Annotated in this window: 11 protein-coding genes; 9 read left to right on the top strand and 2 right to left on the bottom strand. The window is 63.0% G+C overall.

What is annotated here, in order from left to right; genetic code table 11:
• Window positions 1-149: 149 nt before the first annotated feature.
• Window positions 150-746 (bottom strand): hypothetical protein, encoded by a 597-nt coding sequence (locus HMPREF3092_RS06220; RefSeq protein ID WP_070424220.1) that lies wholly within the window; start codon window positions 744-746, stop codon window positions 150-152.
• Window positions 747-795: 49 nt separating this feature from the next.
• Here HMPREF3092_RS06220 and HMPREF3092_RS06215 point away from each other — a divergent pair, with 49 nt between their 5' ends.
• Both HMPREF3092_RS06215 and HMPREF3092_RS06210 read left to right on the top strand, forming a co-directional pair.
• Window positions 796-1,803, top strand: a complete 1,008-nt coding sequence (locus HMPREF3092_RS06215; protein WP_070424250.1) for a hypothetical protein — start codon at window positions 796-798, stop codon at window positions 1,801-1,803.
• A gap of 278 nt (window positions 1,804-2,081) precedes the next feature.
• Window positions 2,082-3,359 (top strand): MFS transporter, encoded by a 1,278-nt coding sequence (locus tag HMPREF3092_RS06210; RefSeq protein ID WP_070424219.1) that lies wholly within the window; start codon window positions 2,082-2,084, stop codon window positions 3,357-3,359.
• A 130-nt stretch (window positions 3,360-3,489) separates the two neighbouring features.
• Here HMPREF3092_RS06210 and HMPREF3092_RS06205 read toward each other — a convergent pair whose 3' ends face one another.
• Window positions 3,490-4,260 carry an enoyl-CoA hydratase gene (locus HMPREF3092_RS06205; protein ID WP_062020638.1) on the bottom strand — a complete coding sequence of 257 codons (771 nt, stop codon included), beginning with the start codon at window positions 4,258-4,260 and terminating at the stop codon, window positions 3,490-3,492.
• A 262-nt stretch (window positions 4,261-4,522) separates the two neighbouring features.
• Here HMPREF3092_RS06205 and HMPREF3092_RS06200 point away from each other — a divergent pair, with 262 nt between their 5' ends.
• The 7 genes from HMPREF3092_RS06200 to HMPREF3092_RS06170 all read left to right on the top strand — a co-directional run bounded on the left by HMPREF3092_RS06200 (window position 4,523) and on the right by HMPREF3092_RS06170 (window position 12,906).
• Window positions 4,523-5,572: a TRAP transporter substrate-binding protein gene (locus HMPREF3092_RS06200; protein WP_070424218.1), complete on the top strand. Its 1,050-nt coding sequence runs from the start codon at window positions 4,523-4,525 to the stop codon at window positions 5,570-5,572.
• The gene (locus tag HMPREF3092_RS06195) at window positions 5,569-6,048 is read left to right on the top strand and encodes a TRAP transporter small permease (RefSeq protein WP_062020632.1); all 480 of its coding nucleotides are present in this window, start codon (window positions 5,569-5,571) and stop codon (window positions 6,046-6,048) included. Before HMPREF3092_RS06200 ends, HMPREF3092_RS06195 begins: the two co-directional genes overlap by 4 nt.
• Window positions 6,045-7,352 carry a TRAP transporter large permease gene (locus tag HMPREF3092_RS06190; RefSeq protein ID WP_070424217.1) on the top strand — a complete coding sequence of 436 codons (1,308 nt, stop codon included), beginning with the start codon at window positions 6,045-6,047 and terminating at the stop codon, window positions 7,350-7,352. Before HMPREF3092_RS06195 ends, HMPREF3092_RS06190 begins: the two co-directional genes overlap by 4 nt.
• A gap of 160 nt (window positions 7,353-7,512) precedes the next feature.
• A complete protein-coding gene (locus tag HMPREF3092_RS06185) occupies window positions 7,513-9,147 on the top strand; it encodes a peptide ABC transporter substrate-binding protein (RefSeq protein ID WP_070424249.1) in 1,635 nt (544 codons plus the stop codon).
• Window positions 9,148-9,277: 130 nt separating this feature from the next.
• A complete protein-coding gene (locus HMPREF3092_RS06180; protein ID WP_061941671.1) occupies window positions 9,278-10,207 on the top strand; it encodes an ABC transporter permease in 930 nt (309 codons plus the stop codon).
• A gap of 3 nt (window positions 10,208-10,210) precedes the next feature.
• Window positions 10,211-11,143: an ABC transporter permease gene (locus HMPREF3092_RS06175; RefSeq protein ID WP_070424216.1), complete on the top strand. Its 933-nt coding sequence runs from the start codon at window positions 10,211-10,213 to the stop codon at window positions 11,141-11,143.
• Entirely contained in the window at window positions 11,140-12,906 is a 1,767-nt protein-coding gene (locus HMPREF3092_RS06170; RefSeq protein ID WP_070424215.1) for a dipeptide ABC transporter ATP-binding protein, read from the top strand. Before HMPREF3092_RS06175 ends, HMPREF3092_RS06170 begins: the two co-directional genes overlap by 4 nt.
• The last annotated feature ends 58 nt before the right edge of the window (window positions 12,907-12,964 follow it).

The following is a 12,964-nucleotide window of genomic DNA, read 5'->3' as shown; positions in this document are numbered from 1 at the left end:
TGTCGGGCCGAGTGCGCCTCTCGGCGGAAGGCCGCTCGAAGCGGCAAATGTTGGAGCCCGGGGCATCTAGCGGCCCGACACCGGTGCTCCGAAGAGCACACCTCCACTGTAAGCGACCCAGCGGAGCGAAGACCAGCTGTGCGGAGCCGCTAAACCAAACGTCCGCGGCGGAACTCTTCGGCACAGGCGCGCAGGTCGTCGCTCATCTGCGCAAATGAACGCAGACCAGAGTTGTCGGCATCGTCAGCGGCCCGTCCGCGGGTGACAATCGCAACAAAAGCCGCGGCACGTTCGAGCGCGATTGCGAAGTCCCCGCGAAACGCCCCGCGCATGATGTCGTCGACAACATCGGCCAGCTCTTCCGGGGTGGGCATGGGAGGGGTGCCCGCGATCACCTCGGCCACCGTGGAACCCCCGTCGGCAAGACCGGTGCGGTACCAGCGGGAGGCCTCGGCACCTCGGCGGCGGATCCAGGTGCGCAGCACGTACAGGCGCCACAGCGCGCCCGGCAGAGAAACCGCGGGGGACCGCGCCCACAGCTGCGCAATCTGCTCCAGGCCGTGCTCGTCAGCCAAGCGGACAAAGCGCTCGGTACTGGCAGAATCCCGCGTGCGGGAGGGATCGGTGATCACCATGCCCGCAAGTTCGTGAGTAAGCTCGGACTGCTCAGCCGGGCCGGGGCGCGAATCGCTGCCATCGAGGTTGGGGCGGCGCACGGGTTTGTGGAACCGGCGTTCGGAGCTCATGGATTCCAGTCTAAGGAGCCGTTCAGAACCGGTCGCTACAGTGGGGTTCGTGTCTAAGACAAACAAAGCGCTCAAGGGCGCACAGAAGGCCGCGGGCTTTGCCGTGCGCCGCGACGGAACCCTCCAGCCGGCCGTTGAAGTCTCGCTGAGCAAACTGCTGAGCGTGCAACGGCCCATGGTGCTGGCCTATCTGCGGACCATGCGCAGGCGCAATCCGGACGCATCCCCGCAGGAACTGGCCGACATCATCGGCAAGCACTACCGCAACGTGGCCATGGGCTCCGGAGCTGCCGTCGGCGCTGTTGCCGTTTTCCCCGGTTTGGGCACAACCGCCGCCCTGGGGGTTTCGGCTGCCGAAACAGCCGGGTTCCTCGAAGCGTCTGCGCTGTACGCGCAGGCTATGGCCGAACTGCACGGAATGACGATTGTCGACCGCCCCCGCGCCAACGCTCTGGTGCTGGGCCTCATGCTGGGCAAGGCCGGGCGGAAACTGGTGCGCCAATTCTCAGAAGACGCCGGGGTCGCCGGCCAGACGAACGTCGAACGCACCGGACGGGCATGGGCGTCGATGGTCACGCAGTCCATCCCGTCGAACCTCCTGAACTCACTCATCAAGAAGATGCGCGACGAGATGATCAAGCGCTACAGCACGAAGACGATCGGCTCGACCATCGGTCGGATCCTGCCGTTCGGACTGGGCGCTGCCGTCGGCATTATGGTGAACCGCTCAATGGCGAACGTCGTCATCAAAAGCGCTTCCAGCGCTTTCGGCGCCATGCCGGATGATTTCATCGCCGAAACCGACCCTCGGATCACCAGTCTGCGCGAAGACCGGAAGATTCTGAGTTCACTCAAGAAGCTGGGTGCGCTCGTGGGGCGCCGTAAGAAGTCCGACGATGGCTCCGGTGACTCGGCCGATTCTGCTGCTTCGGGTGAGCTCAGCATGGTCGATGACATTGCCGAGCTTGATGAAGGTGCGAGTGACGACGCGGAGGCTGAAGCTGCGAGCGTCGCGTCTGGCACTGCCGATGACGGGCCTCGCACACACCGCGGCTGACGGCCCGCGCACCCACCGCGGCTGATTCCGCGCACACACCGCGGCTGATTCCTGACTGAGCGCTGACTTCGGCGCGTGCACTTCGGCATGCCGTCAGGCCAAGCCAGATTTGCGGTTTAATGCAGTTTCACGCGTTAATGCGCCGCATTAAAGCGCAAATCTGCATTAAAGCGTGAGTCTGGAAGCGAAGGGCTGCAACGGCGAAGAGCTGGCACAGGAGGCGACGTGGACGCCAGCGGCGACGGGTTGCCGCCGGCGCATTGGATACAGTCGCTTCCATGACTGGACCAAGGCCTGCCCGCACCGCCGCCGCGTGGATGACCGCGGTGGGTCTGCTGGCAATCTCACTCAATCTGCGCGCCGCCGTGTCCTCAATTGGGCCGGTGATTGACGACATCCGCGCTGACCTTGGCTTTTCTGCTGCCGCCGCGTCGCTTCTGACCACGATTCCCGTCGTCGCCTTCGGCATCTTCGCCTTTGCGGTGCCCGGGCTGTCGAAGCGTTTGGGGATGCACCGACTCCTGGGCCTCGTTCTGGTGGTCCTGGCCGCGGGCATTCTTCTGCGCAGCATGCCCGGGCTCGCCCTGCTGTTCCTCGGCACGTGCCTCGTAGGTGCTGCCATCGCGGTGGGCAACGTAGTCATTCCGGCTGTCATCAAAAGTGATTTCGCCGCAAAGTCCGGGCTCATGATGGGCCTGTACTCCACATTCATCGGCATCGGCGCGTCACTCGGCGCGGGACTGACCGTGCCGCTGCGGGACAGTTTCGGTGGCAGCTGGCGCTGGGCGCTGGCCGCGTGGGCCGGTCTGGCCGTATTCGCGTTGCTGACCTGGGTTCCCCAGATAATCCGGCGAGGTGCCGGAACCAAACCCGGCGGCACCTCGGCAGACGAGGTGGGGCTGGGGGAGGGCCGCATCAGCGGCCCCCGCGCCGTGAAGGTGAGCGCGGGAATGCGCCAGCTGCTGACCGACCCGGTTGCGATCGCGGTGACGCTGACAATGGGCATTCAGTCGATGACGTACTACGCGTCGCTCACGTGGGTGCCCTCGATCTTCATGGCCGCGGGAATGCCTGCGGACAAAGCCGGGTGGATGGTGGCGTTTACCGTGTTCCCGGCAACCGTCACTTCGCTGCTGGCGCCGGTGTTCGCCCAGCGGGTTCGACCCACGTGGCTGCCGATGCTGATTGTGGTCGGGCTGGGTATGAGCAGCTTTGTGGGGATGCTGACTGCTCCGCTGGCCGCACCCTACGTGTGGATGACGCTGCTGGGCTTTGCCCAGGGTGCGCAGCTGGCACTGAGCTTGAGCTTCATTGTGTGGCGCTCGCCTTCGGTGCCGATGACGGCGAAAGTGTCGACGATGGCGCAGGGCTTCGGCTACATTCTGGCAGCCGCCGGCCCGATTGGCATGGGTGCCCTGCACTCTTTCAGCGGAGGGTGGACCGTGCCGATCATCGCTTTGCTGTGCGTGTACGCCGTGCTGTTCGCGGTGTCAGTGCTGGCGGCCAGGGACGGCTTCGTGCTGGGCCGCGCAGGCAGGGAGGTCGTCGCTGACTGAAGGATGCGCCGTGCCGACGGCTGTGCGCGTTCGTCGGGATACCCCAGATTTGCGCTTAAATGCAGATTCACGCGCAAATGCGGCGCATTAAAGCGTGAATCTGCATTTGCGCGTGACTCTGGCACGGCGCTCACATGCCGCTGAAGTCCGGGCGGCGCTTTTCCATGAACGCGGCAAAGGCTTCACGTGCGGCCGGTTCGTGGAGCATGGCGCTGAAAGTCTGAGCTTCGTCGTCAATGCGCTCCAGGATCTGCTGGCGCAGCACTTCCGGTCGCAGCAGCTCCTTCGTCACGCGCAGCGACTTTGCGGGTTTGGCCGCAAGCTTCGCCGCGGTTTCCTGCGCCTTCGGGAGCACCTCGTCAGGTTCGAGGACAGCGTTGACGAGCCCCGCCTCGTAAGCCAGTTGGGGAGAGAACGGTTCGCCCAGCATGAGCAGCTCAGCCGCGCGGGCATGCCCGACGACCTTGGGAAGCAGCAGTGACGAAGCGGCTTCCGGGCACAGCCCCAGGTTGACGAACGGCAGGCTGAGCTTCGCGTTGGTTCCGGCGTACACCAGGTCGCAGTGCAGAAGCATGGTGGTGCCGATGCCGACGGCCGGGCCGCACACGGCTGCGACCAGCGGCTTGGGGAATACGGCAAGAGTGTGGAGGAAGCGGAACACGGGCCGCGAAAGGCCCGCCTCGGCAGGTGTGTTCTGGAAATCGCCGAGGTCGTTGCCCGCACTGAAAACGCGTTCGCTGCCCTGGACGACGACCACGCGAACATCGCTGTTGTCGACTGCGGCTTCAAGTGCGTCGGCCAGCGCGGTGTACATATCGTTCGTCAGCGCGTTCTTTTTGTCTTCGCGGTTGATGGTGATGGTCAGCACCCCGGCGTCGACGGCGGTTAGAACCTCGCTCATAATCTCTCCTGAAAGTCTGTGGCTGGTGTCACTGTAGCGAATTCTGGCTGCTGTGACGCTTTGCCTGCGCGAATTGCTGCGCTTGATTGCAGGCGCAGGCGCGGCAGCGGGTTTTATTGCATGCGGGTTTTATTGCATTCAGCGACATGCGCGGCCGAATCCAACTGGTTGGAACCGTATAGTTGAGGCTCGGATCATTGGGTCTGTTGACCGTGCCGCTGCAATTGCGATGGCCGGGGGCGACGTGAAGGGAAGGGGTCCGGTGGAACGACCTGCTGTCAGTCGCAGAGCTGTCCTTGGCGCCGGTGCGCTCGCCGCCTTGGGCCTCGGCGGCAGTCTTGCCGGCTGTTCTCCGCTGATTCCTGACGGCGGTCTGCGCCCCGACGGCACGGTGCGGGTGTCGCACTACCTCACGCCCAGCTACACGGACCTTGAGCCGTCCATTGCACAGTTCGCGAAGAACGTCGACGCGCGCTTGGGGGAGGGAACCGCTGATGTCTACGGCGCCGGCACGCTGCTGAACTCCGATCAGACCCTCAATGGTCTGCTGCGTGCCGTTGCGGATGTTGCCATGCAGACGTCAAGTTTTGTGTCGACGAGCTTCCCGATTCTGGGGGCTATTGAACTTCCCTTCAGCGGTGCGGACTATCCGACGCTGAAAGAGGCTGTGAGCCCGCATTCGGACCTGCGCAAGACCTTCAATGCGGAGTTTGCCAAGAAGGGCGTCATGAGTGTGGGCACCATCATGTGTCCCACCGAATGGATCTACACCGTCAACCGTCCGGTGACGAAGCCGGAGGATATTCGGGGTCTGCGCATTCGCGTGTCCGGCCACGTGGAGGGTGCGATGCTCAAGGCCCTTGGCGCCGCTCCCGTCGCCCTGTCGTCAGCCGAGGTCTACGAAGCGCTGGAGCGCGGCACGGTCGATGGGATGGTGTCCTATCCGGGAACTGTTGTGTCCCGGTCACTGCAGGATGTTCTTCGCTATGCCACGATCGGCCATTTCGGTGCGTACACCTATGATGCCTACGCCAACCTCGACTGGTTCAACCGCGTGCCGCAGGAGGTGCGCGAGGCCGTGCACGACTCTGGTCGCGTGTTCTCGGTTGACGGCACGAAGCTGGCCAAAGACGTGCAGGATGACGAGTACATGCCGGTTTTCGAAAGCTCGGGCATTGAGCTCATTGAGCTTGATAAGAGTCAGACTCGTCAGTTCCGCAATGCGACGAAATGGGTTGAGGACTGGTGGAGGAGCAAGGTGGGCGATGACGATCTTGCCGATCGTGCGCTGAAGCAGGTGAGGAACCCGTGACAGTGCTGTCGAAGATCGCCCATGCCCTGCGCATGCTAGCCGGTGTCATTGTTGTGGTGTTGGTGCTCATCACCGGCTATGACGTCATTATGCGCTATGTTTTCGCTCTGCCTTTGGACTGGTCGATCACCATCAGTTCGGTGGGGCTCATTGCGATCATCATGTTGGCAATCCCTGACGTCGCGCTTCGCGGTGAGCACATTGCGATGGATCTCTTCTACCGCCAGTTCAGCCCGCGTGTGCAGAAGATTGCCGATGCGGTTGTCGCTGCAGCCGCCTTCGCCGTGTGTCTGACAGCGGGTGTGGTGTCGCTGAACACGTTCGCGTCGTTCTTCGGTGCACAGATCCAAACGGCCGGCAATTTCAATATTCCGGTGTGGATTCACTACTTCCTCGTTGCGTTCGGCTTCCTCACGTCAGCCGTCACGATTCCTCTGCAGTACGTCCTGCGGACTCGCGAGGTGGATGCCCGGTGAACGCTGTCATCGTCTGTTTTGCGCTGCTCGTCTTGGCAGTTCTCATTGCGCTGCGCGCCCCGATCTTTGTGGCGCTGTCGGCGTCGGGGATCATCGGTCTGCTTCTGTTGGAGGGCCCGCGCGGTCTGGAGCAGGTGCCGATCGCCTTTGTCTCCCAGCTCGAAAGCTATTCGCTGGTTGCTGCCCCCATGTACATCCTCATGGGGGAAATCCTGGCCGTCGGCGGTTTGGGGCGGGCGTTCTTCCGCTTCGCCAACGCGTGGCTGGGCAGGCTGCCCGGCGGTCTGGGTGTGGCTTCGGTCGGTTCGTCGACGGTTTTCGGTGCGATGTCGGGCGTGTCCCTGTCTTCGGTTGCCGTGGTCGGTCGTATGGCCGTGCCGGAAATGCTTGAGCGCGGTTACCGGCCGTCCTTTGCGACGGGGTCGGTTGTCGCTTCGGGTGCTCTGGCGATGCTCATACCGCCCAGCCTGATGTTCATTCTGTACTCGTCGATTTCCGGTGTGGGCATCGGCGAGCTGTTTGCGGGCGGTCTTGTGCCCGGTTTTCTCTTGGCGACTCTCATGGCTCTGTACGTCATGATCACCGCGCTGGTCCGCCCGGATATTGCTCCGCGCACGGAAGCCAAAGTGGCGCTGGGGGAGAAGCTGGCGGCGACGAAGAAGGTCCTGCCCTCGCTCGTGCTCATTGTGCTGGTTCTGGGCTCCATCTACACCGGCATCGCCACGGCGACGGAGGCCGCCGCGGTCGGCGTCATCGGCGCGATTGTGGTCGTCGGTGTTTTTGAGCGCCAGCTGTCGTGGGCGAACATCAAGAAGATCCTCGCCGAGACCACGCAGATTTCGGCCGGCCTGCTCATCATCGTCGGTGCGGCGTTTGTGTTTTCGCAGATGCTGGTGCTGGTTCGCTTTGCCGAGCACGTTACCGAGTGGGCGGGTGCGCTCACTGTCCCGTCGTGGGTCGTTGCCGTTCTGCTGCTCCTGGTCGTGATGGGGCTGGGCTGTCTGGTCGATGCGGCTTCACTGCTGCTGGTGACCACCCCGATTCTGCTGCCGATCTTCACGGCACTGGGCTACGACCCGCTGTGGTTGGGCGTCATTCTGGTTGTCGTGCTCGAAACCGCGGTCATCCCCCCGCCGGTGGGACTGAACCTGTACGCCATGAAATCAGTGATGCCGCAGTTGGCGATCCAGGACATCATCCGAGGTGCGGTGCCGTATCTGCTCATCGAGCTTGCCCTCATGGTTGTCATGATCTTTGTTCCGGAGATCGCCACCTGGTTCCCGGGGATCATCTCGGTCAAATAATCGGCTGATATTCAGCATCTGTTCATCTTCCTCTATACTTGTGGCCGAATTGCGGTGCTGATCACATTTCGGCAGCGCCGCCGGAGGCTCATCCGCGCCTGTGAACTCCGCTCGCGGGATGCGGCGGTTGAGCCTGTACCTGACCCTCACGGAGGTTGAATTGAAGAGCAATCGGAAACTGCTGGCGGCTCTGTCGCTGGTGACCACGGCCGCGCTGGGCCTCACCGCCTGCGGCGGTGGCGGCGACAATGGTGCCGCCGGCGGCGGTGACTCATCGGCAGTCATCACCACCAACGGAACTGAACCGCAGAACCCGCTGATCCCCACCAACACCACCGAAGTCGGCGGCGGCAAGATCATCGACCTGGTGTTCTCCGGGCTGACCTCGTTCGACGAAAACGGCGAAGTCCGCATGGACCAGGCCGAATCGGTCGAACCGAACGACGACGCCACCGTGTGGACCGTCAAGCTTAAGGAAGACGCGAAGTTCACCGATGGCACCCCGGTCACCGCAGACTCCTACATCAACGCCTGGAACTACGGCGCCGACCCCGCAAACGCGCAGGGCGGCCAGTACTTCTTCGAAAACATCAAGGGCTACTCGGCAGACAAGGACGGTGCTGAGCTCACCGGTCTGGAAAAGAAGTCGGACACCGAGTTCACCGTCACCCTCAACAGCCCGGAAGCTGACTTCGCCAAGCGCGTCGGCTACTCGGCATTCGTGCCGATGACCGACGATGCTCTGGAAGACACCAAGAAGTTCGGCGAATCACCCGTCGGCAACGGCCCCTACAAGCTGGAAGCCGAAGACTCCTGGGTCCACAAACAGGGCATCAAGCTGGTCAAGAACGAGGACTACTCCGGTCCGCGCGAAGCCAAGAACGGCGGCGTGGAGATCAAGTTCTACGAATCGCAGAAGACCGCCTACTCTGACGTTCAGTCCGGCAACCTCGACATCCTCGACCAGGTTGACCCGTCGAACTTCCAGACCTATGAGGGTGACTTCCCGGAAACCCACGTCAACCAGGCTGCCGCAATCGTCCAGACCATGACGATCCCCACCTACCTCGACCACTTCAAGATGGACGAGGAAGGCAAGCTGCGCCGCCAGGCCATCTCGATGGCCCTTGACCGCGACCAGATCACCGACAAGATCTTCCAGGGCACCCGCAGCCCGGCCAAGGACTTCACCTCGCCCACCCTCGAAGGCTGGGACGACTGGGGCCAGAACGTCGAAGGCAACGAAGTGACCGAGTTCAACGCCGAAAAGGCCAAGGAACTGTGGAAGAAGGCTGACGAAATCAGCAAGTACGACGGCACCTTCACGATCGCCTACAACAACGACGGCGGTCACGAAGAGTGGGTCACCGCTGCAGCGAACTCGATCGCCAAGACCCTCGGCATCAAGGCCGAAGGCCAGGCGTACCCCTCGTTTGCTGAACTGCTTGACGATCAGGAGCAGGACAAGATGACCGGTGCATTCCGCTCCGGCTGGCAGGCCGACTTCCCGGCCCAGGCCAACTTCCTCGCTCCGCTGTACCAGACCGGCGCAGGATCGAACTACGGTCGCTACTCGTCGAAGGAATTCGATGAGGCGCTCAAGGCCGGTTCGTCCGAAGCTGATGCTGACAAGGCAGCTGAGAAGTTCGCCGAAGCACAGGGCATCCTCATGAAGGACCTGCCGGTTGTGCCGCTGTGGTACCAGAACGTCAACGGCGTGTGGAACGACCAGGTGCAGAACGTAAAGTTCGGCTGGAACTCCGTCCCGCTGTACGACCAGGTCACCAAGGGCTGACCGCCATCACAGATGACTGACTGAATACCGCGGAGTGCAAGTTTATGCACTCCGCGGTATTCTTCGGTCTTGATCCCCGGCCGCGGAAAGCCCGCGGTGCTTTAGAAAACCGAAACGAACAGAGGCTCCTATGCTCTGGTACATCGGCCGAAGGCTGCTCCAGCTGATTCCCGTCTTCTTCGGAGCGACCTTTCTGATCTACCTCATGGTGTTCGCACTCCCCGGCGACCCAATCGCTGCGCTCTTCGGCGGCAAAACACCGCCGCCGGCTGTTATCGATGCCCTCCGCGCGCAGTACAACCTCGACAAACCGTTCATCGTCCAGTACCTCATCTGGGTCGGCGGCGTGTTCACCGGCGACTTCGGCATCGCCTACAACGGCCAGGCAGTCAGCGAAATCATGGCCCGCGCCTTCCCACTGACCGCGAAGCTGGCGATTCTGGCGCTTGTCTTCGAAGCCATCATCGGCATCACGGTCGGCCTTGTGGCCGGTCTGCGCAAGGGCGGTGTGTTCGACACGGTATCGCTCATTGTGTCGCTGCTTCTCATCTCAGTGCCGACGTTCGTCGTCGGCTTCCTCATCCAGTACATCTTCGGTGTTGAGCTGCGACTGATTCCGACTTCGGTGTCGGCCAACGCGGGCATTTCGGCGTACATCGCACCCGCGTTTGTTCTCGCATCAGTGTCGATCGCGAACATTCTGCGCCTGACCCGCTCATCCGTTGCCGAAAACATGGGCGCTGACTTCGTCCGCACGGCTTCTGCCAAGGGCCTGTCGCGCGGACGCGTCATCCGGGTGCACATTCTGCGCAACTCGCTCATCCCGGTTGTGACCTATCTGGGCATTGACCTCGGCGCGCTGATGGTCGGTGCGATCGTCACAGAAGGCATCTTCAACATCCCCGGCGTCGGCGGCACCGTCTACCAGGCCGTGATCCGCGGTGAAGGTCCGACCGTCGTGTCGTTCGTCGCGGTGATGGTCATCATCTTCATGTTGGCCAACCTCCTGGTCGACATTCTCTACGCTGTCCTCGACCCGCGTATTCGCTACGGGAAGTGACTCATGAAACGCTATGTAGCTCCCATTGAAGAAACACCTCTCGCAGCTGTCGACGAGGTCGACGTTTCGACGAAGCCCACGAGCATCTGGGGTGACGCGTGGCGCGATATGCGCAAACGCTGGCTCACCTGGGTGTGCCTGGCACTCGTCGGACTCGTGGTGTTCGCCGCGCTCTTCCCGCAGCTGCTCACATCGGGCGACCCCTCCGGTGCGGCGTGCGACCTCGGCAAATCGCTCAACAAGGCTGAGCCCGGCCACCCCTTCGGCTTCGACCGTCAGGGCTGTGACGTCTACACCCGCGTGGTCTACGGCACCCGCGCGTCGCTGGCGGTCGGCCTGCTGTCGACCGGACTGGCAACGCTGCTGGGCGGCATCATCGGTGCGGCAGCCGGCTACTTCGGCGGCTGGCTCGACTCCGTCGTGTCCCGCATCGGCGATATCTTCTTCGCCATCCCGTCGGTGCTCGGCGCTATCGTCATGATGCAGGTTGCCCCGTTCGGCCGCGGCATCTGGACGCTGTCGCTGACGCTCGCGGTGTTCGGCTGGCCGCAGGTTGCCCGCATCATGCGCGGTGCCGTGCTCACGGTCAAGCAGTCCGACTTCGTGACAGCGGGAATCGCGCTCGGCGTTTCACGCACCACGAACCTCATCCGCCACGTCATTCCGAACTCGCTGGCGCCGGTCATCGTCATCGCGACAGTGTCGCTCGGCACGTACATCGTGGCCGAAGCAACCCTGTCGTTCCTCGGTGTCGGATTGCCGCCGTCGGTCATTTCGTGGGGCTATGACATTTCGACCGCACAGAACGTCATCCGCACCGCGCCCGGCCTGCTGTTCTACCCGGCCACGGCTCTTGCCCTGACCGTTCTTGCGTTCCTGCTGCTGGGCGACATCGTCCGCGACGCACTCGACCCGAAAGCGAGGACCCGCCGATGACGGAAGCCAACCAGCACACAGACAAGACCGCAGCAGCAGCTGCGAAAACAACGACACCCGCCGGCACCTCGGCGGATGCTGCCCCGCTGCTGGACGTGAAAGACCTCGAAGTCACGTTCTCGACCCTTGCCGGTCCGGTCAACGCCGTCCGCGGTGTGAGCTTCGAACTGGGCCGCGGCGAGAACCTGGCGATCGTCGGCGAATCCGGGTCCGGAAAATCGACCGCCGTGACCGCAATCCTCGGCCTGCTGGCCGAGAACGGCAAGGTCACCGGCGGGCACGCCCTGTTCAAGGGCAAGGACCTCACGAAGCTGTCGCGCCGGGAAATCGAAGACGTTCGCGGTAAGGAGATCGGCTACGTCCCGCAGGACCCGATGTCGAACCTCAACCCGGTGTGGAGCATCGGCTTCCAGGTGCGCGAAACCATCGAGGCGAATACTCAGCTGCGCGGCAAAGAAGCGGAGGCGCGGGCAATCGAGGCGCTCAAGGAGGCCGGTCTGCCGGACCCGGGCAGCCGACTCAAGCAGTTCCCGCACCAGTTCTCCGGCGGTATGCGCCAGCGTGTGCTCATCGGCATCGGCATGGCGGCCCGTCCGGACCTGCTGGTGGCAGACGAACCCACCTCGGCGCTCGATGTCACGGTCCAGCGGAAGATCCTCGACCACATTGACACCCTGACCAAGGAGCACGGCACCTCGGTCATCTTCATCACCCACGACCTCGGCCTGGCTGCTGAGCGCGCTAAGAAGCTCGTGGTGATGTACAAGGGCCAGGTGGTCGAGTACGGCGATTCGCAGGAGATCCTGCAGGACCCCCAGCACCCGTACACCAAGCGGCTCGTGGGCGCGGCACCCTCCCTGGCATCGCGCCGCATCCAGGCGGTCATGGAAGGCGATTCGCAGGCGGCCTCGGCTGCCGACCAGGCTCTGCTGGAACGCGAAAAGGCCTCCGCTTCTGACGGCGATGACGCTCCGCTCATTGAGGTCAAGAACGTCACCAAGGTCTACAAGATCCGCCAGAAAGGCTTGAAGACCACGGACTTCAAGGCCGTTGACGACGTCAGCTTCTCCATCCCCAAGGGCAGCACCTTAGGGATTGTGGGCGAGTCCGGTTCGGGCAAGTCGACGATCGCGAAGATGTTCCTCAAACTTGAGGACATCACGTCCGGTTCGATGATGTTCGACGGCGAGGACGTTGCCACCTGGCCCAAACGTCGTCTGCTGGAGTTCCGCCGTCGCGTGCAGCCGGTGTTCCAGGACCCCTACGGAACCCTGGACCCCATGCGCTCGATCGGCACGTCGATTGCCGAGCCGCTTGTCACCCACAAGATCGGCAATCCGCGCACCCGGCACGCCATGGTCGAGGAGCTGCTGAACCAGGTGTCGCTGCCGAAGGCCACGGCCAACCGCTATCCGGGCGAACTGTCCGGTGGTCAGCGTCAGCGCATTGCGATTGCCCGCGCGTTGGCTCTTAAGCCCGAGGTTCTTGTGTTGGACGAGGCCGTTTCGGCCCTCGACGTTCTGGTGCAGGGGCAGGTGCTTGACCTGCTGGCGCAGCTGCAGCGTGAACTTGGTCTGACCTACATGTTCATCACCCACGATCTCGCGGTTGTGCGGATGGTTGCTGACCACGTGGCTGTTATGCGCGATGGCCGCCTGGTTGAGCAGGCCACAACGGACGAGGTGTTCGACAGCCCCCGCGAGCAGTACACGAAGGATCTTCTCGACGCCATCCCGGGAGGCAAGTTCCTGCTGGGACTGTGACCCGGTTTCGGGCTGAAGAAACACACGAGGTGCCGGTGCAGAATTCTGCACCGGCACC

The sequence above is a fragment of the Brevibacterium sp. HMSC24B04 genome (genome assembly GCF_001806835.1).
Classification (GTDB): Bacteria; Actinomycetota; Actinomycetes; order Actinomycetales; family Brevibacteriaceae; genus Brevibacterium; species Brevibacterium ravenspurgense.
This window is presented reverse-complemented; position numbering and strand designations above follow the sequence as displayed.